General features: G+C 69.7%; 26 protein-coding genes. 12 read left to right on the top strand and 14 right to left on the bottom strand.

The genetic code is table 11. The annotated features are described in order from the left end of the window. The first annotated feature begins 2 nt into the window (after positions 1–2). Together ACIA8G_RS34075 and ACIA8G_RS34070 are read left to right on the top strand one after the other, a co-directional pair. Positions 3–665, top strand: coding sequence for a potassium channel family protein (locus ACIA8G_RS34075; protein WP_396422825.1), 663 nt, complete (start codon positions 3–5; stop codon positions 663–665). Next, complete coding sequence (locus ACIA8G_RS34070; RefSeq protein WP_396422824.1) at positions 665–1,321, top strand: potassium channel family protein; 657 nt, start codon at positions 665–667, stop codon at positions 1,319–1,321. The genes ACIA8G_RS34075 and ACIA8G_RS34070 overlap by 1 nt, the downstream gene beginning before the upstream one ends. Here the strand turns inward: ACIA8G_RS34070 and ACIA8G_RS34065 are convergent. Together ACIA8G_RS34065 and ACIA8G_RS34060 are read right to left on the bottom strand one after the other, a co-directional pair. Next, positions 1,318–1,815: an RICIN domain-containing protein gene (locus ACIA8G_RS34065; protein WP_396422823.1), complete on the bottom strand. Its 498-nt coding sequence runs from the start codon at positions 1,813–1,815 to the stop codon at positions 1,318–1,320. The genes ACIA8G_RS34070 and ACIA8G_RS34065 overlap by 4 nt on opposite strands. A 39-nt stretch (positions 1,816–1,854) precedes the next feature. Beyond that, positions 1,855–2,343: an RICIN domain-containing protein gene (locus tag ACIA8G_RS34060; RefSeq protein ID WP_396422822.1), complete on the bottom strand. Its 489-nt coding sequence runs from the start codon at positions 2,341–2,343 to the stop codon at positions 1,855–1,857. A gap of 125 nt (positions 2,344–2,468) precedes the next feature. On the opposite strand from ACIA8G_RS34060, the gene ACIA8G_RS34055 reads away from it, so the two are divergent. Together ACIA8G_RS34055 and ACIA8G_RS34050 are read left to right on the top strand one after the other, a co-directional pair. After that, positions 2,469–5,021, top strand: coding sequence for an AAA family ATPase (locus tag ACIA8G_RS34055; protein WP_396422821.1), 2,553 nt, complete (start codon positions 2,469–2,471; stop codon positions 5,019–5,021). Between the two features lie 83 nt (positions 5,022–5,104). Next, positions 5,105–7,669: a LuxR C-terminal-related transcriptional regulator gene (locus ACIA8G_RS34050; RefSeq protein ID WP_396422820.1), complete on the top strand. Its 2,565-nt coding sequence runs from the start codon at positions 5,105–5,107 to the stop codon at positions 7,667–7,669. Positions 7,670–7,736: 67 nt separating this feature from the next. On the opposite strand, the gene ACIA8G_RS34045 is transcribed toward ACIA8G_RS34050, so the two are convergent. Next, positions 7,737–8,441, bottom strand: a complete 705-nt coding sequence (locus ACIA8G_RS34045) for a DUF3159 domain-containing protein (RefSeq protein ID WP_396422819.1) — start codon at positions 8,439–8,441, stop codon at positions 7,737–7,739. A gap of 41 nt (positions 8,442–8,482) precedes the next feature. Next, positions 8,483–8,848 (bottom strand): OB-fold nucleic acid binding domain-containing protein, encoded by a 366-nt coding sequence (locus tag ACIA8G_RS34040; protein WP_396422818.1) that lies wholly within the window; start codon positions 8,846–8,848, stop codon positions 8,483–8,485. An 84-nt stretch (positions 8,849–8,932) separates the two neighbouring features. Here ACIA8G_RS34040 and ACIA8G_RS34035 point away from each other — a divergent pair, with 84 nt between their 5' ends. Beyond that, the gene (locus tag ACIA8G_RS34035; protein ID WP_396422817.1) at positions 8,933–9,589 is read left to right on the top strand and encodes an alpha/beta fold hydrolase; all 657 of its coding nucleotides are present in this window, start codon (positions 8,933–8,935) and stop codon (positions 9,587–9,589) included. On the opposite strand, the gene ACIA8G_RS34030 is transcribed toward ACIA8G_RS34035, so the two are convergent. Together ACIA8G_RS34030 and dut are read right to left on the bottom strand one after the other, a co-directional pair. After that, complete coding sequence (locus ACIA8G_RS34030; protein ID WP_396422816.1) at positions 9,586–10,203, bottom strand: DUF3710 domain-containing protein; 618 nt, start codon at positions 10,201–10,203, stop codon at positions 9,586–9,588. The two genes, ACIA8G_RS34035 and ACIA8G_RS34030, sit on opposite strands and share 4 nt — an antisense overlap. A gap of 3 nt (positions 10,204–10,206) precedes the next feature. Then, positions 10,207–10,689 (bottom strand): dUTP diphosphatase, encoded by a 483-nt coding sequence (gene dut / locus ACIA8G_RS34025; RefSeq protein ID WP_396422815.1) that lies wholly within the window; start codon positions 10,687–10,689, stop codon positions 10,207–10,209. 24 nt (positions 10,690–10,713) lie between these two features. Here dut and ACIA8G_RS34020 point away from each other — a divergent pair, with 24 nt between their 5' ends. Next, entirely contained in the window at positions 10,714–11,175 is a 462-nt protein-coding gene (locus tag ACIA8G_RS34020) for a DUF3093 domain-containing protein (RefSeq protein ID WP_396422814.1), read from the top strand. 84 nt (positions 11,176–11,259) lie between these two features. Here the strand turns inward: ACIA8G_RS34020 and ACIA8G_RS34015 are convergent, their stop codons facing one another. Next, the gene (locus ACIA8G_RS34015) at positions 11,260–11,559 is read right to left on the bottom strand and encodes a DUF4193 domain-containing protein (protein ID WP_030474775.1); all 300 of its coding nucleotides are present in this window, start codon (positions 11,557–11,559) and stop codon (positions 11,260–11,262) included. A gap of 422 nt (positions 11,560–11,981) precedes the next feature. Between ACIA8G_RS34015 and cei the strand changes: the two genes are divergently transcribed. Next, positions 11,982–12,689 carry an envelope integrity protein Cei gene (cei, locus tag ACIA8G_RS34010; RefSeq protein WP_396422813.1) on the top strand — a complete coding sequence of 236 codons (708 nt, stop codon included), beginning with the start codon at positions 11,982–11,984 and terminating at the stop codon, positions 12,687–12,689. A 394-nt stretch (positions 12,690–13,083) separates the two neighbouring features. Here cei and ACIA8G_RS34005 read toward each other — a convergent pair whose 3' ends face one another. Continuing rightward, on the bottom strand, positions 13,084–13,878 hold the full coding sequence (locus tag ACIA8G_RS34005; protein WP_396422812.1) for an inositol monophosphatase family protein: 795 nt from the start codon (positions 13,876–13,878) through the stop codon (positions 13,084–13,086). 115 nt (positions 13,879–13,993) lie between these two features. Between ACIA8G_RS34005 and ppgK the strand changes: the two genes are divergently transcribed. The 4 genes from ppgK (at position 13,994) to ACIA8G_RS33985 (ending at position 17,715) form a co-directional block, all read left to right on the top strand. Continuing rightward, on the top strand, positions 13,994–14,755 hold the full coding sequence (gene ppgK / locus ACIA8G_RS34000; protein WP_396422811.1) for a polyphosphate--glucose phosphotransferase: 762 nt from the start codon (positions 13,994–13,996) through the stop codon (positions 14,753–14,755). A gap of 227 nt (positions 14,756–14,982) precedes the next feature. Then, a complete protein-coding gene (locus tag ACIA8G_RS33995; protein ID WP_396422810.1) occupies positions 14,983–16,320 on the top strand; it encodes an RNA polymerase sigma factor in 1,338 nt (445 codons plus the stop codon). Positions 16,321–16,580: 260 nt separating this feature from the next. Beyond that, positions 16,581–17,123, top strand: coding sequence for a helix-turn-helix domain-containing protein (locus ACIA8G_RS33990; RefSeq protein WP_396422809.1), 543 nt, complete (start codon positions 16,581–16,583; stop codon positions 17,121–17,123). Between the two features lie 412 nt (positions 17,124–17,535). Next, the gene (locus ACIA8G_RS33985) at positions 17,536–17,715 is read left to right on the top strand and encodes a hypothetical protein (RefSeq protein WP_030464836.1); all 180 of its coding nucleotides are present in this window, start codon (positions 17,536–17,538) and stop codon (positions 17,713–17,715) included. Between the two features lie 71 nt (positions 17,716–17,786). Here the strand turns inward: ACIA8G_RS33985 and ACIA8G_RS33980 are convergent, their stop codons facing one another. From ACIA8G_RS33980 to ACIA8G_RS33960, 5 genes are all read right to left on the bottom strand, one after another. Next, the gene (locus ACIA8G_RS33980; protein ID WP_396422808.1) at positions 17,787–18,947 is read right to left on the bottom strand and encodes an ROK family protein; all 1,161 of its coding nucleotides are present in this window, start codon (positions 18,945–18,947) and stop codon (positions 17,787–17,789) included. 4 nt (positions 18,948–18,951) lie between these two features. Then, positions 18,952–20,382: a sugar ABC transporter permease gene (locus ACIA8G_RS33975; protein WP_396422807.1), complete on the bottom strand. Its 1,431-nt coding sequence runs from the start codon at positions 20,380–20,382 to the stop codon at positions 18,952–18,954. 20 nt (positions 20,383–20,402) lie between these two features. Continuing rightward, positions 20,403–21,176: an ATP-binding cassette domain-containing protein gene (locus ACIA8G_RS33970; protein WP_396422806.1), complete on the bottom strand. Its 774-nt coding sequence runs from the start codon at positions 21,174–21,176 to the stop codon at positions 20,403–20,405. A 73-nt stretch (positions 21,177–21,249) separates the two neighbouring features. Continuing rightward, a complete protein-coding gene (locus ACIA8G_RS33965) occupies positions 21,250–22,371 on the bottom strand; it encodes a sugar ABC transporter substrate-binding protein (RefSeq protein WP_396422804.1) in 1,122 nt (373 codons plus the stop codon). A gap of 192 nt (positions 22,372–22,563) precedes the next feature. Next, the gene (locus ACIA8G_RS33960) at positions 22,564–23,142 is read right to left on the bottom strand and encodes a TetR/AcrR family transcriptional regulator (RefSeq protein ID WP_396422803.1); all 579 of its coding nucleotides are present in this window, start codon (positions 23,140–23,142) and stop codon (positions 22,564–22,566) included. A 47-nt stretch (positions 23,143–23,189) separates the two neighbouring features. Between ACIA8G_RS33960 and ACIA8G_RS33955 the strand changes: the two genes are divergently transcribed. After that, positions 23,190–24,005, top strand: a complete 816-nt coding sequence (locus ACIA8G_RS33955) for a class I SAM-dependent methyltransferase (protein WP_396422802.1) — start codon at positions 23,190–23,192, stop codon at positions 24,003–24,005. A 25-nt stretch (positions 24,006–24,030) separates the two neighbouring features. Here ACIA8G_RS33955 and ACIA8G_RS33950 read toward each other — a convergent pair whose 3' ends face one another. Continuing rightward, complete coding sequence (locus ACIA8G_RS33950; RefSeq protein ID WP_396422851.1) at positions 24,031–25,716, bottom strand: DEAD/DEAH box helicase; 1,686 nt, start codon at positions 25,714–25,716, stop codon at positions 24,031–24,033. Positions 25,717–25,837 lie beyond the last annotated feature (121 nt).

Here is a 25,837-nt window from a genome sequence, read left to right as displayed (position 1 = left end):
TCGTGCACGTGGTGATCATGGGTTGTGGCCGGGTGGGTGCCTCCCTGGCCAGGGCCCTCGAACGACTCGACCACCAGGTCGCCGTGATCGACAAGGACCCCCAGTCGTTCCGCAGGCTGGGCAGCGACTTCCACGGTCAGCAGGTGATCGGGAACGGTTTCGACAAGAACGTGCTGGTCGAGGCCGGGGTCGAGCGCGCGGGCGCCTTCGCGGCGGTCTCCAGCGGCGACAACTCGAACATCATCTCGGCGCGGGTCGCCCGCGAGACGTTCGGCGTCGAACACGTCGTGGCGCGGATCTACGACCACAAGCGTGCCGCCGTGTACGAGCGGCTGGGAATCCCGACCGTGGCGACTGTGCCGTGGAGCACGGACCGGTTCCTGCGGATGCTGCTGCCCGAGGGCGCCGCGACCGCGTGGCGCGACCCGTCCGGCACCGTCGCGGTGCTGCCGATCGAGGTCGACGAGGCGTGGGTCGGCCGCCCCGTCTTCGAGCTCGAGGCCTCCGTCGGCGCCCGCGTGGCGTTCCTGATGCGGTTCGGCACGGGCGTGCTGCCCGACGCCAAGACCGTCGTGCAGGCCGACGACACCATCTACGTGGCGGCGCTGTCCGGCACGATCACCGACGTCGCGGCGGCGGCGCTGCAGGCACCGGAGGAGAGCTGATGCGGGTCGCTATCGCTGGTGCGGGCGCGGTGGGGCGGTCGATCGCGCAGGAGCTCGTGTCCGACGGGCACCAGGTCATGCTGATCGAACGCGACCGGGCGCACTTCGACCCCAACTCCGTCGAGCAGGCCGAGTGGGTGCAGGCCGATGCCTGCGAACTGTCCTCTCTGGAGGACGCCGGCATGCAGCTGTGCGATGTCGTGATCGCCGCGACCGGTGACGACAAGGTCAACCTCGTCGTGTCGTTGCTGGCGAAGACCGAGTTCGCGGTCCGTCGTGTCATCGCGCGCGTGAACGACCCCACAAACGAGTGGCTCTTCACCGAGTCGTGGGGTGTCGACGTGGCCGTGTCGACGCCACGGCTCCTCGCCGCGATGGTCGAGGAGTCCGTGACGATCGGCGACGTGGTGCGGCTGATGACGTTGCGGCAGGGGCAGGCGAACCTCGTGGAGATCACGCTCGACGAGGCGACGCCGTTCGCGGGCCGTGCCGTGTCCGAGCTGCTGCTGCCCCGCGACGCCGCGCTGGTGACGATCCTGCGCGGCGGGCGGGTCATCGTGCCGCAGCCGGAGGACACGCTCGAGGGCGGCGACGAGCTGCTGTTCGTCACGACCGCCGCCGTCGAGCAGGACATCAAGACCGCGCTGGGCTACTAGACCCACCACTTCTGGTTGAAGCCGTCGTGGCAGTCGTACAGCTGCACCGCCGCGCCGTTCCACCAGTTGGCGGCGGAGATGTCCACGCACCGGTACCCCGTCATCCAGATCCGGATCCGGCCGATCTCGTAGTCGTGCGAGGCCGGCCGGTAGAACGTCTGGTGGCCGGGCCTGTTCGGGTCGCAGTCGAACAGCTGCAGCTGGGCGCCGTTGTCACCGTTGCCCCAGGCGGCGGTGAGGCATCTGCCGCCGTCGGCGTTGCGCAGCCGCAGCCCGTCCCAGTACCAGCGCTGGGTCGGGGCGTTCTGGCAGTCGACCATGATGACGCCGGCGCCGTTCTGGCCGGTGGCGGCGGTCATGCACCGGCCGTTGAACTTCGACTGGACGTAGGCCCCCGTCTGCGCGCCCGCCGAGGCCGACGTGCCGACGAGCAGGCCGCCCGAGACGAGGGCGAGCGAGGCCAGGAGCGCGATCTTGCGCACGAAAGGTTTCATGCGCTCCTGACGCTCGCCGCGGGTGGCCTGATACAGCCGTCAGGAATTCCAGCGCTGGTGATTGCCGCCCGCGCAGTCCCACAGCTGCACGCTCGCGCCCTGCCACCAGTTGGCGCCCGAGATCTCGATGCACCGGTTGGGGCTGATCAACGTCCTGATCCGGCCTTCCTCCCCCGCCTGCCCGGACCGGTAGTAGACCTGCGCGCCGCCGGTGCCGCTGAAGTCGCAGGTGTACATGCTCAGGCTGGCGCCGTTGTCGCCGTTGCCGATCGACGGGACCAGGCACTTGTTGCTGAAGACGCTGCGCAGGCGTCCGCGGTCCCAGACCCACTTCTGGGTCGAGGCACCATTGCAGTCGTACATGTGCACCGACGCACCGTCGCCCGCGTTGAAATGCGCCACGCTGAGGCATCGCTGGTTGTGCCACGACCTGATCTCGACGCCTTCCTCGGCCGCCCCCGCCGACGAGGTGAACACGGTCCCCGCGATCAGTGCGAGCACCGCGAAGATCGCTGCCTTCTTCCTCATGACTCCCCCTTTTTCGTGCCGGATGTCGGCACTGAGGACATCCTGGGAGGGTCGCGAGTCGTCGTCATGAGCATGAGCATGCTCAACTTGGGTATCTGCACAACGGAAGCGAGCACTTACCAGCTGTGAGCGATCAGCTGCCCCTGGTCGGGCGCGAAGGAGAGCTGCGAGCCGCCCTGCGGGCGCTGGCCGCGGACGGAACCGTGCTGCTGTCCGGTCCGCCGGGCGTCGGCAAGACACGCCTGGCCGCGGAGGCACTCGCCGCCGTGCCGCACCCGGTGGTGCGGTGCTACGCCACGGTCGCCACCTCACGGATCCCACTCGGGGCGTTCGCGTCCCACGTGCCCACGGATCTTCCGGCCGGCGCGCCGGGACCCGGTCTGCTGCCCGCCGCGTCGGTGCGGGCCGCCGCCGAGCACCTCGCCCGCGGTGGACGCCGGGTGCTGTCGATCGACGACGCCCATCTGCTCGACGACACGTCGCTGGCGGTGTTGCAGCACGTTGTGCGCCACAAGCTGACGCGGGTCATCTGCACGGCGCGGCTGGGCTGGGGCCTGGCGGGGCTGACCGTCGTCCACGTCGACTCGCTCGACCAGGAGCGCGCGGACACCTTGCTCGCGACGGCTCTCGGCGGGCCGGCCGACGCCTCGACGCGGCACCTGGTGTGGGCGAACAGCCAGGGAAACCCGTTGTACCTCAAGGAACTCGTCGCCGCCGGCCTGCACTCGGGCGCGCTCGCCGAACGCGAGGGCGGCTGGAACTGGAGCGGGCCGCTGGAGCTGTCCGGGCGGCTGGCCGAGCTCGTCGACCTGACGCTCGGCCGCCTCGCCGACCCGCAGCGGCGGGCGCTCGAACTGCTCGCGTACGGCGAGCCGCTCGAACCGGAGCTGATGCCGATCCCGCAGGACCTCGTGGACATGGGGTTCGTGCGCATCGGTGACGACGGACGCGCGCGCGTCGCGCATCCGCTCTACAGCGCGCGCCTGCGGGCGACGTGCCCGACGTTGAGAGCCAGAGCGCACCGAAGAGCCCTGGCCGACCGGCTGGAGACAGGCGGCGCGGACCGGCCTGGTGACGCGGTCCGGGTCGCGACGTGGCGGCTGGACAGCGGCACGGCCGAGTCGCCGGACGTGCTCGCGCGGGCCGCCGAACAGGCGCTGTCCGCCCAGGACTGGGAGCTCGCGGAACGGCTCTCGCGCGCCGCAGTGGCACGTGGAGCCACATCACGCGTGGGGCTCGTGCTCGGGCTCGTGCTGATGTACCAGCGGCAGTGCGCGCAGGCCGAGGAAGTGCTCGCCGAGACCATGGCGGCGGGCGGCGACATGATCACCGTGATCCAGGTGGGCTGCACGCGCGCGTTCAACCTGTTCTTCGGCCTCGGCGACGAGGACGCCGCGGTCGCGGTGCTGGACGAGGTCACCGAGCAGGAGCTGCCGCCGGAGCTGGAGCACGCGGTGCTGTTCTTCGCGCTGACGTTCGCGCTGGAGGCCGCGCCGCTGCGGATCGCGCGGCTCGGCGGCGAGCTGCTGATCGCCGAGGGCGGCTGGGCGGAGACCGCCGGGCGGCAGCTGCTGGCGTTCGCCGATCAGTTCGCCGGCCGCTACACCGAGGCCATCGCCCGCGTCGAGGCCAACCACGAGGCGGTCATGGCGACGGCGGGCCGGTTCCCGTCGCTGATGAACGCGGCGAACGGCGTGCGGAACGAGAGCACCCTGCGCACCGGTGACCTCTCGGGTGCCGAGACGCGGGCGGCGCAGGCGCTGGCCGAGGTGATCGAGGAGGACCGCTGGTCGGTCACCCAGGTGCCACCGCGGGTGCTGCTGAGCCAGAGCGCCCGGCTGCGCGGGCAGGCGGCCGCGGCCGTGCGGATCACCGCGGAGGGCGTCCCGGAGTCGGGCGGGCAGCTGGCGATGATGTGGGACGTGCTGCTGCTCGCCGAGTTCGCGGCGGGTGCCGCGCTGCTGGGGCAGTCCGACCGTGCCGAACGGGCGCTGGCCAGGGCCGAGGCCGGGCTGCGGCCCGCGTGGCGTATCGCGCGGTTCGCCGTCGGTGCCGCACGGTCGTGGGTGCTCGCGGGCGCCGGACGTGTGAACGAGGCGATGCAGGCCGCTTTGGACAACGCCACCGCCGCACGGGCACACGGCGCGCACTCCGAGGAGATCGTGTCGCTGCACGACGCGGCCCGGTTCGGAGCGGACACCTCGCCGCGGCTGCTGGAGCTCGCGAAAACGCGCAAGGATCCGCTGACGACCGCGTACGCCTCACACGCTCAAGCGCGCGCGTTGCGTGACTCAGCGGGGCTGGAGGAGGTGGCGGAGGCGTTCATGGCGTGCGGGGCGACGTTGTACGCGGCCGAGGCGCTCGCGGAGGCCAGCAGGCTCTCCCGGTTGCTCGACCGGCCCCGTGACGCGGACCGGCTGGAACGGGAGGCGTCGGCGCTCGCGGAGTCGTTCGACGGCGCCACGACACCCGGTCTGGTGGTGACGAGCACCCTCGCCGCGTTGACCCCGCGTCAGCTGGAGATCGCGCGTCTGGCCGTGGCAGGGCTTACGAACGTGGAGATCGCCGAACGGCTGGCGATCGCCAAACGCACGGTCGACAACCATCTGCACACGACGTACGCGGCGGTGGGCGTGACGGGACGTGGCGGGTTGCGGGCACTGTTCGGGCAGAGCTGATGGGCACCCTTTCGTGCCCATCCTTTTCGGACCCGCACAAAACGATATGCGCGACCGACCCGGACTTCGGCACACTGCGCGTTGTGTGGCCGTTCGTGGGCAGGGTGCGAGAGCTCGGCGATGTGATGTCCGCGCTCACCGAGCCGACCGGGAAGGGCGCGGCGCTCGTCGGCCCCGCCGGTGTGGGCAAGACCCGGCTCGCGGACGAGGTCGTGACACTGCTGGAGCAGGCCGGGTGCACCGTGCGGCGCTGCTACGCGACCGTGGCGACGTCGGCGATCCCGTTCGGGGCGATGGCCGCGATGCTGCCCGCGGACATGCGCACCGCGAACCCGCTGGGTCGCGCCGTCGAGCATCTTCTCGCCGAACCGCAGCCGCTCGCGATCGTCGTCGACGACGCGCATCTGCTCGATGACGCGTCGATCGGGTTGCTGCATCACGTGATCCGGCACGGGCACGCGCGCGTGCTGGTCACCTCACGGCCGGGTGAACGTGCCGAGCTGTGGCAGGAGGGGCTGCTGCAGCGCTACCCGCTCGGTGACCTGTCCCGCGCGGAGTCCGACGAGCTGCTGGAACGCGCCCTGGACGGGCCGGTCGACTCGCGTTCGTCGTCGTGGTTGTTCGCGGGCAGCGCGGGAAATCCGTTGTACCTCAGGGAACTCGTCGTGTCCGGGCGTGCGATGGGGTCGCTGTGCGAGGTCGACGGGATCTGGTCGTGGCACGGCGCGATCGAGCTCGGCGGGCGGCTCGGCGAGCTGGTGCAGGAGAACCTGGGCAGGCTGGAACCGTCGCACCGGCGCGCGCTGGAGATGCTCGCCTACTCCGAACCGGTCGAGCTGGACCTGCTGGCGTCGCTCGTGCACGAGGAGGCGCTGGACGACCTCGAAACGCGCGCGTTGATCCGGGTCGAGTCGTCAGGGCGCCGAACCGTCGTGCGGCTCGGGCATCCGTTGTACGGGAGTCTGCTTCGGGCGACTTGTCCTTTGTTGCGCGCGCAGTCGCACCAACGCGCGCTTGCCGCCGCACTGGAGGCGACGGGCGCCCGTCGCCGCGAAGACCTGATGCGCATCGCGACGTGGCGGCTGGACGGCGGCTCACCCATCTCGCTGGACCTGCTCGCCGCGGCGGCCACGCAGGCCTGGGCCGCGCGGGACGCGACGCTCGCGGAACGCCTGTGCCGTGCCGCCGTCGACGCGGGCGGTCTGGGGCAGGTCGGGCACGTGTTCGGCCAGGTGCTGATGTACGGCCGCGCCCCGGACGAGGCGGAGGCCGCGCTGGCGGAAGTCATGGCGAGCCCGCTGTCACCGGCCGATCGCGCGCGGCTCGGCGCCGCCAGGTCCATGAACCTCTACTTCGGTCTCGGCGAGGTGGAGACGGCGGCCGCGCTGCTGGATCACATCGACGTGCCGGGGCTTCCCCAGGAGCTGCGGGATTGGCTGACAGTCGTGCGGAACGCGATCGAGGCCCAGCACCGGCACGTCGCCGAGGTGCTGGAGGCCACGTTCCAGCCCGTGGCGCCGCACATGTCCGTCTACCTGCAACAGAACAGGGCGCTGTCGTACCTGCACGCCGGCCGTTTCCGGGAGGTCGAGGAGGAGATCGCCCGCTACGAGCCGACAGTGCTGGCGTTGAGCGACGACGCGCCCCTTCTGCACAACGGCGCTCAGCGGATGCGGTGCTACGCGCTGGCGTTCAGCGGCCGGCTCGCCGAGGCCGAGCAGTTGGCGCTGACCGTCCAGGACACCCAGGTCGACGACCATCGCTGGACCTTCGCGGGGACGTCCTTCTACAGCGTGCGCTCGTTCTGCGCCCGCATGCGCGGGCATGGCGCCCAGGCGGTGCGCCTGGCTCGCGAGGGCGCGCCGGGCAGCCCGGACACCCCGCTCATCTACGACACGATCATCCTGTCCGACCTGGCCGCCTGCGCCGCCCTCATCGGCGACACCGCCCTGGCCGACGAAGCCCTGGCCCGTGCCGAGAAGGCCCAGCGCCCCGCGTGGCGGATCACCGGCGGCTCGGTCCTGCTGGGCCGCGCCTGGGTGCTGGCCGGCGCCGGAGACGTCCGCGGCGCGGCGAAGGCCGCCATGACCGCCGCCGACACCTCCGCCGAGTTGGGCGTGCACAGCCTCGAGGCGTGGGCGTTGCACGACGCCGCCCGTTTCGGCGTGGACACGTCTCTGCGCCTGGCGGCCCTCACGTCCACGATGGACGACCCGTTGACGTCGGCCTACGCGGCACACGCGACCGCTCTCGCGCACGCCTCACCGACTGTCCTGGAGGCCGTGGCGACCGATTTCCTGCAGCTGGGTGCGACTCTCTTCGCCGCAGAGGCTCTCGCCTCCGCCGCGCGCCTGCACCGGGCGCAGGACAACGCCAGGGCGGCCTCGCAGGCCTCCGCCCGCCAGGCTCTGCTGATGCGCGACTTCGACACCGTCCGCACGCCGGCGCTGCGGGCGGACGGCCTGACCCACCTGACCCGCCGCCAGGTCGAGGTGGCCCGGCTCGCCACGTCCGGGCTCACCAACCAGCAGATCGCGGAGAAGCTGCACACGTCCAAACGCACGGTGGACAACCACCTGCACGCGATCTACGGCGTTCTCGGGGTGACGGGGCGCGACGAGCTGCGGACCGTGCTCGGGCCGTCCTGACGGCGGTTACCCGGTAATGCGCACGGCCGGCACCTGTGTCAGGCGCCGGCCGTGGGAAGTGCGGTGATCAGTCGTGGGACTTGTCGCGTGACTCGGTCTCCACCACGCGCTTGAGCTCGTCCATGTCCGGGGTCAGCAGGTCGTCGGCCGTGCGGGCCAGCACCTCTTCCTCGGTCATCTTGGCCGCTGCGGCCTCCTCGGCCGCCTTCAGCCGCTTGTCCGCGCGGCGGACCGCCCACACCGTGGCGAGCAGCGCGATGGCCATCAGCGGGTAGCCCATGGCGAGACGCGCCACGGCCAGCCAGCCGACCTGGTCCTCGTCGTAGAGCCAGCGCTGCACGACGAACCGGGCGAAGAACACCAGGGCCCACACGAAGGTGGCGATGTCGTAGTCGCGGACCGAGGCCTTGTCGTCACGCCAGGAGCGATCGCGGCCGTTGAGGAACGTCCAGATCACGCCGGCGAGCGGCCAGCGAACGATGACCGACAGCAGGAACGCGCTGCCGTAGACGACGCTCTGCCATATGCCGAACAGGAAGAAGCCCTTGGCCTCGCCTGTCTTGTAGGCGATGAACGCGGCGATGCCCACGCCGAACACGGCGGAGATCGCGGGCTGGATCGTGCCCTTGCGGACCGCCAGCACCACGCCGATCACGATGGCCGCCGCGAGGGCGCTGATGATCGAGGCCATCAGGTTCTTGAACGCGAAGTTGACGAGCACGAAGACGACGACGGGCAGCGACGAGTAGAGCATTCCGCTCACGCCGCCCATCTGCTCTAGGACAGTGGGCTGTTTTTCAGTCTCAGCTGAGGTCATGAAGCGTTCTGCAACTCGTAGTAGGGGTTGTAGAGCACCTTGCGCCCGTCGCGCACGGCGATGCGGCCACGGGCCTTGATCGTCCGACCAGGCTCGATACCCGCGATGCGACGGCGGCCGAGCCAGACGAGGGTGACGCCCTCGGTCCCGTCGTAGAGCTCGGCTTCCAGCGTGGCGGCCGCGTCCCTGGGACAGAGCTCGACGCTGCGGAGCCGGCCGAGGACCGTGACCTCCTCACCGGACTTGCAGTCGCAGGCCTTCACCGCGCCGACGGCCTCCGCTTTTCGCGACAGGTCGTCTGCGTCGAGCTCGGCTGCATCGCTGGTCAAGCGATGAACCAAGCGGCGCCAATAGCCGCTCATCCCCGACTCCTGCAGTGCTCTGGTGGCCCCGTGGTGTGGACCGTCTGACAGTGAGGGTACGCACGAAGACCGACAATCTCGGGTGTGCCTGCCGAGACCGTCCTCCTGCTGCCCGGAACCGCCTCGGACGAGGTTTTTGTCCGTTCTGTCTTCACCGAACCGTTGTCGCAGGTCGGGGCCGTTTTGGACGCTCCACGCGTGCGCATGCTCAGTGAACGGTTGACGGCTCTCGACAGTGCCTGGAGAGGCCACCCGATCGTGGTGGGAGGTGTCTCACTTGGAGCGCACGTCGCGGCGCGGTGGGCGGTGCGGAATCCCGACAGGTGCGCGGGCCTCGTGCTCGCCCTGCCCGCCTGGACCGGCGCCCCGGACGGCGCGCCCGCCGCCCTCGCGGCCAGTGCCAGCGCGCAGATCGTTGCGGAGCAAGGCATCGACGCGGCTCTCGCCGGCACGACGGGCTGGCTGCACGACGAGCTCAAGCGCGCCTGGCACGGCTACGGCGACCTGCTGGTCCCCCACCTCGAAGAGGCGTCCGAATCGGCGGCGCCGACGCTCGACGAGCTCAGCACGCTCGACGTGCCAACGGGAATCGTCGGGTGCACCGACGACCCGGTGCACCCGATCGCCGTCGCGCAGGCGTGGGCAGCGGCGATGCCGCGGGCCGTCCTGACGACGACCACGCTGGACGCCTACCCGCACGCGCTGGGGCGTGCGGTGCAGGCGTGGCAGCAGGCCGGTTAGTCCTGCTGCTGCTGGATGTGGCGGGCGATCGCCTCCGGCAGCTCGACGGGCAGCGGGGTGCGGGGCGGCATCGGCTGCTCGCCGCGCACGACCACGGTGCCGCGCAGCATCTGCCGCAGCGCCTCCGAGTTCTGCTCGAAGTGCTCCTCGGGGCCGGCCGCGACGCCGCGCAGCATCCAGCGCGGGCCGTCGACGCCGACGAAGAGGATCTGCACGCCCTGGTTGCGCGCGGTGATCTCCTCGCCCCACTCGCCGTTCTCGCGGTTGATGCGGGCGCCGTCCTCCTTGAGGCCGACGACCAGCTCGGCGCCGACCTCCTTCCAGAGGCCACCCGACTTCGGCGCGGCGAACGCGCTCACCGTCAGCTGCCCAACGGACGTGAGGACGTGCACCGCGCGCACGGAACCGTTCTGCTGGTCCATCTCGACCTGCAACTGGGCCTCGTCCGGCATCGGCAGCTGCACCGATCCCAGGTCGAGCCGCTCCACGCCGTCACGGGGCGCCTCGGCCGAGTCCCACGGACCGTCGACGTCGTCGAAGACCTCGTCGTGCTCCGGGCCGGCGTCGACCGCCCCCGCGGAGTGACGACCGCGCTTGCGGCGCCTTCCGAACATCCCTTACCCCTCGGTCTCTGTTAGCGCTGAGCTGGCGAGCACCACGTGCCCGCCGGTCGAGCCGTAGCCTCCCGCACCGCGTTCCGTCTCCGGCAACGCGGTCACCTCGCGGAACACCGCCTGCTCGACGCGTTGCACGACGAGCTGGGCGATCCGGTCGCCGCGCGACAGCACGATCGGCTCACGGAGATCATGGTTCACGAGGCAAACGCGGATCTCACCGCGGTAGCCGGAGTCGATCGTGCCGGGCGTGTTGACCACGCTCAGCCCGACCCGCGCGGCCAGTCCGGAACGGGGGTGCACGAACCCGGCATACCCCGCGGGCAGCGCGATGGCGACACCGGTGCCGACCACGGCGCGCTCACCTGGTGGAATGACCACGTCCGATGTGGTGACCAGATCGGCGCCCGCGTCCCCCGCACGGGCGTAGGCGGGCACGGGAACCCCCGGATCGAGCCGGGTCAGCAACACCTCGACGCTGGACACGGCGGGCGAGATTACCCTGACGACGTGAGTGAGACTGCCGTGACCGCCACTACGACCTTCCGCGAGCGCCTGTACGTGACGTGGTGGATCTGGCCGCTGCCATTGCTGGCCACCGCGCTGCTGGCCGCCGAGGTGCACATGGGCTTCCCAGGCGTGCGGTCGTGGCTGCCGTACGTGATCCTGCTGCCGCTGATGATCGTGCTGATCGTGCGGATGGGCTCGACGAAGGTCGAGGTCGCCGACGGTGAGCTGCGGGCGGGCGACGCGCACATCCCGCTGGCGCTGCTCGGCGACGCGGAGATCATCGCCCCCGAGGACCGGCGCAAGGCCATGGGCCCGCAGCTGGACCCGGCGGCGTTCGTCGTGCACCGCGGCTGGGTCAAGCCGCTCGTGCGGGTGCGGGTGACCGACCCGGAGGACCCGACGCCCTACTGGGTGATCAGCACCCGCCGCCCGGAAGAGCTCATCGCGGCGATCAAGGCCTGAAACCAGGCTCGAAAGACACAACTGGGCGCCACCCGTGCGGGTGAGCGCCCAGTGTTATCGGCGGACTGGTTTGCGGAACGTCTGTCAGGCGCAGTCGCGGCAGATGTACGTGCCGCCGTTGTCCTCGGCGAGCCTGCTGCGGTGGTGCACCAGGAAGCACTTCGAGCACGTGAACTCGTCGGCCTGCTTGGGCAGGACCTTGAACGTGAGCTCCTCGCCGGAAAGGTCGGCACCGGGCAGCTCGAAGTTCTCCGCGCTCGCGTCCTCGTCGACGTCGACGACGCCGGACTGCGTCTCGTTCCGCCGGGCTTTCAACTCCTCGAGGGAGTCCTCAGCGAGTTCGTCCGCCTCGCTGCGACGCGGCGCGTCGTAGTCGGTCGCCATCTTCTTCACCCCTGCGGTCTACGGAGACTGTTCGTGTCGCTGGTTAACGCTCCAGCGACCTCTTTTGTGCCCCACGTCAAGGTGACGTAGGTCTCTCACACTCAAGTAGCAAGCCAACCCCCTTGACGTGACCGTCGGCTTGATCCACATGTGTGCGGAGCGCGCAGAGGGTAGCTCATTGTCCGAGTGACGCGGCATCGGGTTACCCCTTACCGACCGGACGGGTGACACAACCTTTCTACGCTGGACCGATACCCTGTGCGGGAGCACGTGCGCACCGGCGTGCAACCTGGCGCAGGGCCGGTACGTCCTGACTGTGAGCTATCAGGACGAGGCATTTGGGTCACGCCCGTCAGGGCGCGCGACAGCCGGGCAGGGCCTAGGCTGATCACAGGGGACGGAACACGGGGAGGGCTTCGGACGTGGGACCCGCATCGGGAAGTTTGACGCCCTACAAGCGGCGTCGGCCCGCGCCCGCGCTCGTCCTGTTCGCGGTGCTGCTGGTCAGCTCCGTGTTCGTGTGGGTGAAGGTGCTCGGCGGCGCGAGCGACGTGGACGCGGCCATCCGGTGCAACGCGCCTGGCCACGCGACCAGCACCGCCGACCCGGCGGCAGCCTCCTCGACGGCGCCTCCCCCTGTCCTGGGCACCGTGCTGGAGCACGACGCGCTCGACCGCACGAACCCGCTGCCGGTCGGCGACGTGAACTTCCGCGTGGTCAACGCCTCGACGCAGCGCAACCACGCGAAGGCCGTGGCGACGATGTTCACCGAGCTCGGCCTGAAGCAGGCGGCCGACCCCGGCAACGACCCGATCTATCCGGCGGGCGACATGGGCTGCCGCGGCCAGCTGCGCTTCGGCGCCCCCGGCGCGCAGGCGGCCAGGACGTTGTCCCTGCTCGAGCCGTGCCTGGAACTGGTGCGCGACGACCGGCAGGACGCCACGGTCGACGTAGCGGTGGGCAAGAAGTTCGACGAGGTCAAGCCGAACAGCGACGCCCGCAAGGTGCTCGACCAGCTCAAGGAGTGGGCCGAGCAGCAGCCGGAGCAGCAGGGCGGCCAGGTCGCGGCGGCCACCGCACCGACGCTGAACGCGGACAACCTCACCGCTGCGCGCGACGTGACCTGCTGACTTTGGTCCAGTTCACCCTCGGTGGCTGATCGCCGCCGCTTGTCTCGTCTGCTACGTCACCGATCAACGCGTGCTCGTCGTCACCGTGCTGTCCACGTTGACTGGACTCATGCCGCGTCAACGTGGACGACTCGAATCAACCTCGAATCAACATTGACGGCGCCTGGTCAACATTGACGCGTCCGATCAACATGTACAGGCCGGATCAACGTGCACAGCCTCGATCAACGTTGATCGCACCTCGTCAACGTGCACAGCCTCGGTCAACGTGCACAGCGCGCCAGTCAACGTTGACCGCGCCTCGTCAATGTTGACTGACCCCGTCAACGTTGACCGGCGCGAATCAATGTTGACAAGGCGCGATCAATGTTGATCCGGACGTTGACAGTGCAGGTCAGACCTTGCCGAAGCCCGACTCGACGAGCGCGGCGTACAGGGCGTCGGCGATACCGGGCGCGGCCGCGAACGTGGCGTCCTCCCCCAGCTCCGGCGACGACCCCGGCAGCCGCACCACCGCACCGGCCTCCTCCGCGATCAACCCGCCGGCCGCCCAGTCCCACCGGCCCAGCGCGTGCTCGGCGTAGGCGTCGAGCCGACCGGCGGCCACCGAGCAGAGGTCGAGCGAGGCGGCACCGGCCCGGCGCAGGTCACGCACCCGCGTCGCCATCCCGGCCCACGCGTCGGCCTGGCGCTGGCGGCGCTCCGGCCGGTACGCGAAGCCGTAACCCAGCAGCGACAGCGACAGGTCCGTGGTCGCGGACACCCGCAGCGGCGTGCCGTCCAGGAAGGCGCCGCACCCGCGGGCCGCGGTCCACACCCGCCCGGTCGCGGGCTCCACCACGGCCCCCGCGACCGACACCCCGTCGAGCTGCGCGGCGATCGAGACCGAGTACCAGGGGATGCCGTAGAGGTAGTTGACGGTGCCGTCGATGGGGTCCACGACCCAGGTCAGACCCTCGACGACAGCGCCGCCCTCCTCCTCGCCGAGCACCGGCTCACCAGGACGCAACTCGGACAGACGCGTCCGGACGAGTTGTTCTGAGGCGCGGTCGGCGGCCGTCACCACGTCCGTCGAGGTGCTCTTCGTGTCGAAGGAGACCACCGCTTCGGCACGCATTCGCTGAACAAGAGCACCCGCTTCCCGTCCGATGGCCGTAGCGATGTCAACGAGTGGCCGGGGATCGAACACGACCGGTTCCCTCCTGCGTCACTAGCACGGGACTATCGGGCAACGTCAGGCTAATGTCTGCGCACCACGGTTACTGAATCGAAGCCAGCAGGATCGAGTAGGAAGGACCACGGGGATGGGCATCACCCGCGGGTTCGGTGTGGACATCGGCGGCTCCGGCGTCAAGGGCGGCCTGGTCGACCTCGAAGCAGGAGCACTGGACGGCGAGCGCATGCGGATCCCCACGCCCCAGCCCTCGACGCCGGAGGCGGTGGCGGAGGTCGTCGCCGAGATCGTCGAGAAGTTCCAGTGGGAGGGTCCGGTCGGCATCACTCTGCCGTGCGTGGTCAAGCACGGTGTCGCTCTCAGCGCCGCGAACGTGGACAAGGGCTGGATCAACTGCGACGCCGCCCAGCTCTTCGCGGACCGCCTCAAGCGCAGGCCAGAGGACATCGTCGTGATGAACGACGCGGACGCGGCCGGCATCGCCGAGATGTCGTTCGGCGCGGGCGTCGGCAGGGACGGGACCGTGGTGCTCCTGACGTTCGGCACGGGTATCGGCAGCGCGGTGTTCCTCGACGGCAAGCTCGTCCCGAACACCGAGTTCGGCCACCTCCAGGTCGACGGGCACGACGCGGAGACCCGCGCGGCCGCGTCGGTGAAGGAGGAGAAGGGCCTGTCCTGGGAGGAGTGGACGCCCAGGGTGACGCGCTACATCAACGTCCTCGAAGACCTCATCTGGCCCGATCTGGTGATCGCCGGCGGCGGCGTGAGCAAGAAGGCGCAGAAGTGGTTGCCTTTGCTCGAGGTCCGGACCGAAGTAGTTGCGGCGGCACTGAAGAACGACGCGGGGATCGTCGGCGCGGCGTGGGCCGCGGCACACGGAATCAGGCCGTAGCGACCATTCGACACCGAAACGTGTCCGACGCTCCTTGCTCGATCTAGCTGCGAGAACGCAGGTGGGAGCGCCCCGAAGGACCTCGGGGCGCAACACCGCGTCACCGACGTCGTTACAATGGAACACACACCCGCCAAGCAAGATCGGCGGGGAGATCCCCTGAACTCTGGCGACCGAGGTTTCGCGCCCTCTGGTTTGCCTTGAACGACCGTCGCGAAAGGGCGTACGTGGCAGCCGCAGAAACCGCAACCCGACGCTCCAGCTCCGCCGCGAGCGCCGCCAACACGACCAAGGCGACCGCGGCCGGCGAGGCCGAGGAGAAGCCGAAGCGCAAGACGACCGCTGCGGCAGCGAAGAAGCCCGCCGCCGCCAAGGCCGCCGGCGCCAAGACCCCGCGCAAGCCGGCCGGCAAGGCCGATCCTGCCGCGAAGGGCGCGACCAAGAAGGCCGACGGCGACGAGCCGGAGGACATGGAAGGCGCTCCCGGCGCCGAGGACTTGGTCGAAGACGTCGAGATCGTCGACGAGCCGGTGGTGGACGAGCCGGAGACGGCGGCGGAGGACCCCAAGAACGAGGGCGACTTCGTCTGGGACGAGGAGGAGTCCGAGGCCCTGCGCCAGGCGCGCAAGGACGCGGAGCTCACCGCTTCGGCCGACTCCGTCCGGGCCTACCTGAAGCAGATCGGCAAGGTCGCCCTCCTCAACGCCGAGGAAGAGGTCGAGCTCGCCAAGCGCATCGAGGCGGGTCTCTACGCCGCCGAGCGCGTGCGCCGCTCCGAGGAGGAGACCGAGAAGCTCACTCCTCAGCTGCGCCGCGACCTGCGCTGGATCGTCCGTGACGGCGAGCGCGCCAAGAACCACCTGCTCGAGGCGAACCTGCGCCTCGTCGTGTCGCTGGCCAAGCGCTACACCGGCCGCGGCATGGCGTTCCTGGACCTGATCCAGGAGGGCAACCTGGGTCTGATCCGCGCCGTCGAGAAGTTCGACTACACCAAGGGCTACAAGTTCTCCACGTACGCCACCTGGTGGATCCGGCAGGCGATCACCCGCGCGATGGCCGACCAGGCCCGCACCATCCGCATCCCGGTGCACATGGTCGAGGTCATCAACAAGCTCGGTCGCATCCAGCGCGAACTGCTCCAGGACCTGGGCCGCGAGCCCACCCCGGAGGAGCTCGCCAAGGAAATGGACATCACGCCCGAGAAGGTGCTGGAGATCCAGCAGTACGCGCGTGAGCCCATCTCGCTGGACCAGACGATCGGCGACGAGGGCGACAGCCAGCTCGGCGACTTCATCGAGGACTCCGAGGCCGTCGTCGCGGTCGACGCCGTCTCGTTCACGTTGCTGCAGGACCAGCTGCAGTCCGTGCTCGCGACGCTGTCCGAGCGCGAGGCAGGCGTCGTCCGGTTGCGCTTCGGCCTCACCGACGGCCAGCCGCGCACGTTGGACGAGATCGGCCAGGTCTACGGCGTCACGCGTGAGCGCATCCGCCAGATCGAGTCCAAGACGATGTCGAAGCTGCGCCACCCGTCGCGCTCGCAGGTCCTGCGCGACTACCTCGACTAGTCCTTTCCTGGGTATACGCAGAGATCCCCGCACCGGTTCGGTGCGGGGATCTTTCTTTTTGGGTGCGTTCCCCCGAGCCCCGGCGGTATGACCAGGTTTACCCATGCTCACGCCGTGACCTGCAGTGATCGAACGCATGCGAAAGATGAGTACCCATGTACTCATGTGCCGCCTATGCATCCGCGACAGCATCAGTGTGTGGCTGTGCCAGAGGGGTGCACAGGGGCAGTTCCGGACACCGGAACGAGGGGGCAGGAATCATGGGCAGGTCAGTACTCGAAGGGGCTTTCTCGCTGCTGGACAAGCTGATGGACGAGGGTGAGCTCGGGCTCACGCAACTCGCCGACCGCTGCGAGATGCCGAAGACGACGGTGCACCGCCTTCTGGACCAGATGGAGGTGCTCGGCGCGGTCGAGAACGTGCGCGGCCGCTACCGCATCGGCGCGCAGATGTTCCGATTCGGGCAGGCCTGGGAACCTGCCCCCGGCATCCTGCGGGTCGCCCGGCAGCCGCTGCGCGCGCTGTCCGCGACGATCCGGACGTCGACGATCCTCGCGGTGCCCCGGCGTGACCGGGTGCTCGTCGCCGCGGCGAGCATCGTGCGCGCCGAGGACGTGGCCCGGCTGCGGCCGGGTGCCACGGTGCCGGCGGGCATGGAGTTCGTCAGCGCTCCGGTCCGCACGCCGTCCAGCAGCGTCATCGGCACGGTGTCCGCGGTGCTGGACAGCGGCCGCAGCGCCACCGCACTGCGTGAAGCGGTGGGGCACGCCGCCCGTGCGATCAGCGCGGCCCTTGCGAGCTGATCGCCTCAGTTGATCAGTGCGACCGGGATTTTGATCACGGTTCCGCGTCCGAATTGTGGGACGTTCGTGACCTGTTCGCTGCGGGCGGACAAGCGCAACCGATATCACACTCCCGGTCGCACGCAACCGACCGAACGGACCGAATTCGCTGCTCCACCAGCGTGTTTCCAGTTGCTCTGGGTACGTGTCAAGACGGTGAACCGGTGGCAAATGCAGGTGTGAACCTCCTGCATCTGGGTAAATCGAGTAGTGACGCGAGTCGCCACGCACACGGGAACACTGACTATCGCCAAAACGTCTGTCAGAGTGGAGGCAGCGAGCACCGCGCACCGGCCAGGGGCGCTGTGGTCGCAGCTTGGTAAGAGGGCACCGAAACACTTCGTATCGGTGCTGGGACGGAGGGAGATCCATCATGACTGCAGCACTCACCCGCCCCGAGTTGACCGCTGCCGACCGCTGCGACCGCTGCGGGGCTGCTGCCCAGGTTCGCGCCGTTCTCCCGTCCGGGGGCGAGCTGCTGTTCTGCGGGCACCACTCCCGCGCACACAGCGAGAAGCTGCGCGAGCTCGCTGCTGAAATTCAGCAGGGCTGACTTCCACCCCACCTAGCCGCACGGGGCGGAGATCCTTCTGGGATCTCCGCCCCCTTCGCTTTCGGGGGCTTCTAGAGGGCGTCGAGAACCGGCTCGAAGGCGAGCTCGGCCGCGCCGATCAGCTTCGCGTCCCTGCCCAGCGGCGAGGTCACGATCTGGGTGCCGCCGACCGCGCGCGAGACCAGGCTCCGCCGCTGCACGACGGTGCTCACGTTGTCCACGACCGACATCGGCAGCGCGGTGTAGAGGTCGCCCAGCACGACCAGTTCCGGGCCGAGCACGTTGACGATGTTCGCCAGGCCCAGCGCGAGCCAGTCCGCGAACTCGTCCAGCACCGACGGGTCTTCCAGCGCCCGCAGTGCCGCCACGACGGCGCCGCGCGGGGCGTCCTCGGGCAACCCGAGCGCCCGGCACAGCGCCGGCTCGCCGACCTCGGTCTCCCAGCAGCCGTCACAGCCGCAGTAGCACCGGCGGCCACCACGCGGGTTGACCACCATGTGCCCGAGTTCCCCGACATAGCCGCCGGAGCCGCGCAACGGCTGCCCGGACAGGATCACGCCGCCGCCGACACCGACGTCCGCGGAGATGTAGACCATGTCCGAGGACGCACGGGCCGCGCCGCGCACGTGTTCGGCGAGCGCGCCGAGTTCCGCGTCGTTGCCGACCTGGACCGGCAGTTTGAGCACGGCCTCCAGCCGCTTGCCCAGCGCCACGCCCGTCCAGTGCAGGTTCGGTGCCTCGTGCACCTGGCCGTCCGAACGCCGGACCACTCCGGGCACCGACACGCCGACCCCGACCGCGGTGACGTCGAGTTCGTCGGCCATGAGGCGCGCCGACTCGACGATGTGCGTGATGACCTCCGCCGGATCACGCGTCCGGTGATGCAGGTTCCAGCTGTCCCGCCCGAGGACCTCTCCACCGAGGCCGACGAACCCCATCGCCACCTGCTCCACCCGCACGTCGATCGCGACGACGACCGCGGCGTGCGGCTGGGGCAGGACGAGAAGCGACGGGCGGCCCGCTCCGCTGCGCAGAGCGGGCACCCGTTCGGCGACCACACCGGCTTCGGCGAGGCCGTCCACCAGAGCCTTGATCGTGCTGCGGTTGAGCCCGAGCTCAGCCGCGAGCGACGCCCTGGTGGACGGTCCGTCGATGTGCAGGCGGCGCAGCAGCGCCGTCCTGTTGTGCCTGCGGATCTCGTCGGGACGAGTGCCGGACGTGGGTCCAGTCACCTCGTCATCGAACCGCGGTGGCCGCCCGGCGGCGGGACAACGCGTCGACGCTCGCGGCGAGCAGCAGGACCAGACCGGTCACCATGAACACAACTGCGGCCGGCTGCTTGAGCAGGCCCATGCCGTTCGCGATGACCGCGAGCACCGCACCACCGATGACGGCGTCACGCAGCCGGCCCTTGCCGCCGAACAGCGACGTGCCACCGATGACGGCCGCACCGACCGACATCAGCAGGGTGTTGCCACCACCGGCGTTCGGGTCGACCGAGCCGACCTTGGACGAGTAGACGATGGCGCCGATCGCGGCCGCGGAGGACGCGATCAAGAAGACGCTCATCCTGATCTTCTCGACGTTGACACCGGCCCGGCGCGCGGCTTCCTTGTTGCCGCCGACCGCGTAGATGTGGCGCCCGTAGCTGGTGCGGTCGAGCACGAACGTGCCGATCACCAGCAGCACGAGCACCAGCGGCACGACGTACGGCACACCGGCGATCACCACGAGGTCGCTGGGCGACCGGTTCTGCGTCAGCGCGAACGTGACGACCGCGGCGAGCAGGGCCAGGCACCCGATCTTGGCCAGCACGAGTGCCGTCGGCTGGGCCACGAGTCCCTTGCGCAGCCGGGTGAAGTGCCGGTTGAGCAGGACCGCCGCGTAACCGCCGACAGCCAGCACGCACAGGGCCCACGATCCGGCGGAGTTGAGGTTGCCGTTGGCGACGTTGAAGATCGTGTCGTCACGCAGGCCGAGCGTGCCGCCCTGACCGATGAACTGCAGCACCACACCGCTCCACACGAGGAACAGCGCCAGGGTCACGACGAACGACGGGATGCCGACCTTCGCGACCAGGTAACCCGTGATGCAGCCGATGGACGTGCCGACGCAGACCGCCAGCAGCATCCCGATCCAGGCGTTCGCGGGCACGCCGAGCACGGCGATGAGCAACGCGATGAGCGACATCGCGGCACCGACCCACACCCGCATCAGCACCGAGAGCACGATGGCGAGGATCAGCCAGCCGCAGAAGACGTAGAAGACCCCGTCTCCCATGCCGCCGAGCAGGTTGCCGCCGTTGATCAGGTCCAGTGCCATGACCGACGCGGTCACACCGGACGCGGTACCGGCGGACAGGTCGATCTCGCCGAGCAGCAGCACGAACACCAGGCCCATCGCGATGATGGTGATGCTGGCGCCCTGCTGGAGCAGGTTGGCGAGGTTGCCGAGGGTGAAGAACGTGTCGGACAACGAGCTGAACACGATGAGCAGCACGATCAGGCCGAGCAACGCGGGCAGTGAGCCGAGCTCACCACCGCGGACCCTGGCCCAGTAGTCGCGCACCGCCTCGCCCGTGGACTGGGACGTCGTGTCGATGCCGAAGTCGGAGATCGCGCCCGCCGCCGGGGTGTCCTGCGAGGGCGTCTCGGTGGTGTTGGTCATGCTGTCCTCTTCGGAACTCATCAGATCGTCGCCGCCTCGGGGCGGGCGATGCCCAGGTCACCGGAACGTCCGGCGGTGATCAGCTCGACGACCTGGCCGTGCGTGACGTCCTTGGACGACACGACGGCGGCCATCCGGCCGAGGTAGAGGCACGCGATCTTGTCGGCGACCTCGAAGACGTCGTTCATGTTGTGGCTGATCAGCACGACTCCCAGACCCTGCTCCGCGAGCCGGCGGACCAGGTCGAGCACCTGCCGGGTCTGGGCGACGCCGAGTGCGGCGGTGGGCTCGTCGAGCAGCACGACCTTGCTGTTCCACAGCACGGCCTTGGCGATCGCCACGGTCTGGCGCTGACCACCGGACAGCGACGCGACCTGCGTGCGCACCGACTTGACCGTGCGCACGGACAGCGACGCAAGTGTCTTGCGCGCCGCCTGCTCCATGTCCGTCTCGTCGAGCAGGCCACCCTTGGTGCGCTCACGGCCGAGGAACATGTTCTGGACGATGTCGAGGTTGTCGGCCAGCGCGAGGTCCTGGTAGACGACCTCGATCCCGAGCTCCGCGGCCTCGCGCGGGCCCTTGATGTGCACCGGCTGGCCCTCGAACAGGACGTCACCCGAGTCCGTCGGGTGGATGCCCGCGATGCACTTGACCAGCGTCGACTTGCCCGCGCCGTTGTCGCCGACGAGGGCGGTGACCTCGCCCGGTTGGACGGTGAGGTCGATGTCGTGCAGGACGTGCACGGGACCGAAGCTCTTGTTGATGCCGCGCAGCTCGAGAATCGGCTCGCTCACTGGGGTTCCTCCGTGTTACCACGCGCCGAAGCGGGGTGCGCAGGTTCCGCACCCCGCCTCGACGCAAGCGGTCCTACTTGATGCCGAGCTCGGTGCAGGCGGCCTGGGTGTCGGCCACGCAGATCTCCGCAGCCTTCACGAAGCCCGCGTCGACGACGCTCTTGACCTTGTCCTTGGTGATCAGCTGAGCGGACAGCAGCACGGACTTCACCTTGCGGTTGGCCTTGCCGTCATCCGTCGAGCCGGACGCCAGGGCGTCGGCGCCGGCGGTGTCGCCCTTGGCGAGAGCGGCGGCCAGCTTGGCAGCGGCCTCGGCCTCGTCCTTGATCGGCTTGAAGACGGTCATGTACTGGTCGCCGCGCAGCACGGCCTGCAGGCCGTCCGGGGTGGCGTCCTGACCGGTGACCGGGACCTTGCCGTTCAGGCCGACCTTCTTCAGCACCGTGATCACGGCGCCGGCGAGGCCGTCGTTCGCGGCGACGACGCCGTCGACCTTGTTGCCGTTGCTGGTCAGGATCTGCTCGAAGACCTGGCCACCCTTCTGGTTGTCCCAGCCCTCGATCGCCTGGGACTGGACCAGCTTGAGCTTGCCGGAGTCGTAGAGCGGCTGCAGGACCTTCTTCTGGCCCGCCGTGAAGAGAGTGGCGTTGTTGTCCGTCGGCGCGCCCTCGATCTCGATGACGTTGGCGCCCTGCGGAGCAGCCTTCAGAGCGTCGGCCATGCCCTGACCCTGCAGCTCGCCGACCTTCGTGTTGTCGAACGACACGTAGTAGGACGAGGAGCCACCGAGGTTCAGGCGGTCGTAGTCGATGACCTGAATGCCCTGCGCCTGCGCCTTCTTGGCGACGGACGCGCCGACCTCGCTGTTGGGGGTCGCGATGATCAGGACCTTGACGCCGGCGTTGATCATGCCGTCGGCCAGGGTGCTGAACTTCTGGACGTCGCCCTGCGCGTTCTGAATGTCGGGGTCGAGCCCTTCCTTCTTCAAGGCGGCCTCGAGGAGCGGCTTGTCAAAGCCCTCCCAGCGAGCGGAGGTGGCGGTCTCAGGAAGGATCACGCCGACCTTTGCGCCCCCGCTGCTGCCAGAGTTCGTGTTCGTGCTTCCTCCACCGGAGGACGTGTTGGCGCCACACGCCGAAACTGCCAGGGCCAGGCCCGCGGCAACGGCGATGGAAGCGAGGCTCTTGCTGCGCATCCGCCATCCCTTTCACTGCGCTGTGTCACAGAGAATGTTGTGGCGCACAACGTATGCCCCAGATATGCGTGACCGGAACCACACTGAATCGATTAAGTCGCAACGATGCGGTAACCCTGACGAAATCTGGTTACCCAGTGTCGTGAGAGCGTAACCACGGCGCTACTGCATTTCAGCCCGATATATTGGATATCAGTGCTTCTGCCCCAGGACGGTCCCGGTCATCCTGCGCACGGCGCCCGCGGGCGGTGGCGTGTCGCGGTCCGCGAACAGCAGATGCCCGGCGCCGATGAGCATGGGTGCGACGAACTCGACGTCGACGTTCTGGATGCGACCGAGCCGCTGTTCCGCCGCGAGGTAGCCCTCGATCATGACGACGGCCTCGGTCAGCACGGGAACGCCGGCGGGCCAGGTCTCCCGGAGCCGCCTGCGGAGGTCGTCGCGGAAGGTCACGAGGGCGACGACGGCGACCGCGACCGAGCCGAAGACGGCGGTGATCGCCTCCGCGAGGTTCTCCGCGACGTCGCCGGTCCCCGCCTTGCCGGTCAGCGCCCGCGCCTGAGCGTCCATCCTGGTCGCGCGGTCGACCACGAAGTCCGCGAGGAACGCGTCGAAGTCGTCGAAGTGCCGGTGCAGCACCCCCTTGGCCACGCCGGCCTCGGTCGTGACCGCCCGGCTGGTGAGCGCACTCGGCCCACCCGTCATCAGCAGGCGCTCGGCGGCGCCGAACAACTGCTCCCGCACGTCACGCAGGTGCACCCCGGTCGGCACTGTGTCGTCTCCTCGCCAGGTGGGCGCCCGCCCACTATGGTGGGCACATGCCCACTCTAGGCGAGGAACCCGACGGAACGCCCCAGTGGACACCCGAGGTCGTCCAGAAGCTCGCCCGATCTTTCGGCGCCGAAGCGGCCCGCTACGACCGGACCCGGCCGCCCTACCCCGACGCGCTGATCAACCGCATCGCCCGCCCTGGCCTGCGCGCGGTCGACGTCGGCTGCGGCACCGGCATCCTGTCCCGCCAGCTCCGGACCGCCGGCTGCGCGACGCTCGGCGTCGAACCCGACGAGCGCATGGCCGCGTTCGCCCGGCAGACCGGACTCGACGTCGAGGTCTCGGCCTTCGAGACCTGGGACCCGGCCGGACGTGAGTTCGACGCCGTCGTCGCCGGGCAGTCGTGGCACTGGGTCGACCCCGACGCCGGGCCGCGCCAGGCGGCACGGGCGCTGCGGTCCGGCGGGCTGTTCGTGGCGCTGTGGCACGTGTTCGCGGCGCCGGAGCCCATCGCGCGTGCCTTCATCGACGCCTACCGGCACGCGGCGCCCGACATACCGTTGCGGTTCGGCATCACGCCTGAAGAGGCCCGGGAGAGCTACGCGGCGCTCCTGGCCCGATCCACCGACGGCTTCCAGCGCTCCGGCGCCTTCGCCGAACCAGCGCGGTGGAGAGCCGACTGGGAGCACGGCTACTCGACCGCCGACTACGTCGCGCTGCTGCCCACCATGAGTCCGGTCGCCGCGCTCACCGCGGACCAGCGGACCGCCGTGCTCGACGCCGTGCGCGTCGCGATCGACGCACAGGGCGGCGAGTTCGTCATGCCGTTCAGCACGATCGCCCTCGCGGCGGTCCGCAGCTGATATATCGGATATCGGATATTGCCCGCTACCAGGAGCGGAGGGTGGCGATGCGTTCCTCGAGCTGGTCGATGGTGGCCATCGCCGTTGGCGGCCCGCCGCAGTATTCGCGCAGCTGGTTGTGAATCTTGCCGTGCGGTTTCTTCGTGCGGTGGTGGTGCATAGCCACGAGCGTGTTCAGCTCTTTGCGCAGTGAGGCGAGGCGTTCCTGCACGCCGACCGGTCGTGCCTCCCGCACCGCCGCCTCCGGCTTGGGCCGCCGGGCGGCGGAGGCGAGTTGCTCCTCCTGGCGTTGCATCAGCAGGGTGCGCACCTGGTCCGGTTCGAGCAGGCCGGGCAGGCCGAGGTACTCCTGCTCCTCGTCGGAGCCCGCGAACGTCGGCGTGCCGAACGACGCGCCGTCGAAGATCACCTGGTCGAGCTCGGCGGTGGTGCCCAAGGCGGTGAAGGCGCGTTCGTCCTCGCCCGGCTCGTCGTTGGCCTGGTTCGCGGCGGCCAGCAGCTCGTCGTCCCAGCCGTCCTTCTCGCGGTGCGGCTTGCCCAGGACGTGATCGCGCTCGGCCTCCAGCTCGGAGGCGAGCTGCAGCAGCACCGGCACCGAGGGCAGGAAGACGGACGCCGTCTCGCCGGGCTTGCGGTTGCGCACGAAGCGGCCGACGGCCTGGGCGAAGAACAGCGGCGTCGACGACGACGTGGCGTACACGCCGACCGCGAGCCGCGGCACGTCGACGCCTTCGGACACCATCCGGACGGCGATCATCCAGCGTTCGTTCGTGGCGGCGAACTCGGCGATCTTGCCGGACGCCTTCGGGTCGTCGGACAACACGACCGTCGCGATCTGGCCCGTCACCCGCAACAGCACCTGCGCGTAGGCCTTCGCGGTCTCCTGGTCGGTCGCGATCACCAGACCGCCCGCGTCCGGGATGCCGTTCTCGCGCTTCTGCGTGAGCCGTTGGTCGGCGGCGCGCAGCACGGACGCCATCCAGTCGCCGGCCGGGTCGAGGGCCGTGCGCCACGCCCGCGCGGTCTGCTCCTGAGTCAACGGTTCGCCCAGGCGCGCGGTGAACTCCTCCCCCGCACTGGTCCGCCACGACGCCTCGCCCGAGTACGCCAGGAACAGCACAGGCCGGACGACGCCGTCGTTCAACGCGTCGGAGTAGCCGTACGTGTGGTCGGCCTTGGAGGTCTTGAAACCGCCGTTGCTCTCTTCGTACTGCACAAAGGGGATCGGCGAGTCGTCCGAGCGGAACGGGGTGCCGGTGAGGCAGAGACGGCGGACCGCGGGCGTGAACGCCTCGCGGATCGCTTCACCCCACGACTTGGCATCACCACCGTGATGCACCTCGTCGAGCAGCACGAGCGTCTTGCGGTTCTCCGTGCGCACCCGGTGCAACGTCGGGTGGGCGGCGACCTGCGCGTACGTCACGGCCACACCGTGGTAGTCGCGGGAGGTCATCGCGTTGGTGTTGCGGAAGTTCGAGTCGATGTGGATGCCCTGCTCGGCGGCGGCCTTCGCCCACTGGTGCTTGAGGTGCTCGGTGGGCGTGACGATCGTGATGGTCTCGATGGTCCGGTCGGCCAGCAGCTCGGCGGCCACGCGGAGCCCGAAGGTCGTCTTGCCCGCTCCCGGCGTCGCGACGGCGAGGAAGTCCTGCGGCTTGGCGGCCAGGTACTTGGTCAGCGCCCGGCGCTGCCATGCCCGCAGCGGTCGCATTGCTGCTGTCGCTGTCACAGACGTGTTTCTCCTCGTTTTTGCAGGTCAGACATGGCAGTGCCCTCAGGCAGGCCGGTGCCGAGGGCACTGCGACTCTACCTGTTCCTGGCACCGATGCCGC

It is taken from the genome of Lentzea sp. NPDC051213 (genome assembly GCF_044455585.1).
Taxonomy (GTDB): Bacteria; Actinomycetota; Actinomycetes; order Mycobacteriales; family Pseudonocardiaceae; genus Lentzea.
This window is presented reverse-complemented; position numbering and strand designations above follow the sequence as displayed.